This window comes from Chitinophaga sp. (assembly GCF_036569125.1).
GTDB lineage: Bacteria > Bacteroidota > Bacteroidia > Chitinophagales > Chitinophagaceae > Chitinophaga.
The window spans coordinates 1-2124 of sequence record NZ_DATCRF010000080.1 but is presented as its reverse complement, the minus strand read 5'-3'; the positions used below and the strand labels follow the sequence as shown (position 1 = coordinate 2124).

Here is a 2124-nt window from a genome sequence, read left to right as displayed (position 1 = left end):
GTGTGAACTGGGATGCTTACTGGTTTGTAGACGCTACTTTCCGTAACGACTGGTCATCGGCCCTTAGCCCCGACAAACGTTCCTTCTTCTACCCTTCCGTAAGCACCTCACTGGTAGTAACGGAAATGATCGAGCGTATGGGCGGCAGCGTACCCTCCTGGATCACCTATGGTAAATTACGTGGCTCTTATGCCCAGGTAGGTAATGACCTGGCAGCTTATGAGCTGTATAACACCTATGAAGTAAGTAAAGATCCGAACGGCAACACCGTGGTGAAAAGGAAAAATACCCTGTATGATCAGAACGTACGTAATGAGCTGATCCGTTCTCTTGAAGTAGGTGCAGAAGCCCGCTTCTTCAATAACCGTGTAGGCCTGGACGTAGCCCTGTATAAAACCAATGCTACCAACCAGCTCATTAACCTGCCCATGGATCCGCTGAGCGGTTATTCCTATAGGAAGATCAACGCCGGAAATATCCAGAACAAAGGGATAGAAGTAATGTTAAACGGACGAGTGCTGGATAATCCAAAAAGCATTTCCTGGGATATGACGGTGAACTACTCTGTGAATGATAACACCGTTAAAGAGCTGACCAATGATGTGAGCTTGTATTCCCTGGGCAGTTACGACGATGTACAGGTGTATGCAGAAACCGGCAAAAAGTTCGGTGAGATCTATGGTACCGCTTTCCAGCGCGTAGAAGATGCCAGCAGTCCTTACTATGGTAAGATCATCGTGAACGGTAACGGCCTTCCCCTGGCTACACAGGGTAAAATAAGGCTGGGCAACCAGCAGGCCAGCGGCTTACTGGGTGTAGGTAACACCTTTTACTGGAAAAGCCTTTCCCTTGGCTTCCAGGTAGATGCCCGCTTTGGCGGTAAAATGTTCTCTGGTACTCTGATCTCTATGCAAAGAGCCGGTACAGCTGCTGAAACCGTAGTGAATGGCAAACGTGAGAATTTTATTGTAGATGGTGCAGTGTATAATGCGGACACTAAAGCTTACGAACAAAATACTGTAGCAGTGTCCCCTCAGGATTACTGGAGAAACGCCATTGGCGCTACCAATATGGGTATTGTGGAAGCAAACCTGTACGATGCCTCCAACGTCCGCCTGCGTAACGTGCAGCTGAGCTACGCACTGCCGGCCAAACTGCTGTCCCGCACACCGGTTCAGCGCGCCAGCATTGGGTTCTCCTGCAACAACGTATGGTTAATATCCAGCCATCTGAAAGGTATTGACCCGGAATCTGTTTTTGCAACCAATACCAACGCCACGGGTTTTGAGAATGGCAGCGCGCCTACCACCCGTACTTTCCTGTTTAATTTATCCGTTAGTTTCTAATTGCTGAAAAAGGACATTTATGAAAAATATTATAAAGAGCACATTTGTACTGTTTGCAGCCGGCCTGCTGGTACAATCCTGCTCAAAGTTTGAAGAGATCAACAGAGATCCGAAGTCTGCCAATGAAGCGCAGGTTGAGGTTGAATATGCATTGAATGGTTCTATCATTGGTGCGCAAATGAACCCGGATGTGGCCGAACGTTCCTTTGTATTGTATTGGAAAACCGGCGGCCGCCAGCATCGCCAGGGCGGCTTATCCAGCGGTGGTTATGATGACGGCTGGACCACAGCCTATTACAATTCAGTATCCGGCTGGCTGAATGGGGTGAACCTGGCAGTGGAGCTGGCTACCAAAAGGATCGGCACCGATGCAGAAAAGCCTTACACCAAGAACCTGCTGCAGGTAAGCCGCATCTGGCGCGCCTACCTGTTAAGCGAAATGTCGGACAACTTTGGACCTATTCCCACTAAAGCATTCCAGGGTGTGAACCCTGAGTTTGTAAGTGTAAAGGATGTGTATTATTATTTATTGCAGGAGCTGAAAGAAGCTGTAGCTGCCATTGATGAAAGCGCAGTGAATACGGATGAGGTAAAAAAATACGATCCTGCCTTTGCATTCGACTATAACAAATGGAAACGTTATGGCAACTCCCTGCGTATGCGTTTGGCCATGCGTTTGTCTGAAGTAGATCCCGGCAAGGCAAAAACAGAGTTTGAGGAAGCGGCTAATTCAGGTTTGCTGCTAACGGAATCATCACAGATCTTTAAAGTGCAGGAA

1 protein-coding gene and 1 pseudogene are annotated in these 2124 nt (G+C 48.1%); both read left to right on the top strand.

The genetic code is table 11. The annotated features are described in order from the left end of the window. Nucleotides 1–1346 (top strand): annotated as a pseudogene (locus VIM87_RS02900) (SusC/RagA family TonB-linked outer membrane protein); the annotation flags it as partial. A 19-nt stretch (nt 1347–1365) separates the two neighbouring features. Then, a partial coding sequence (locus tag VIM87_RS02895; RefSeq protein ID WP_331995513.1) for a SusD/RagB family nutrient-binding outer membrane lipoprotein occupies nt 1366–2124 on the top strand: 759 nt, incomplete at its 3' end.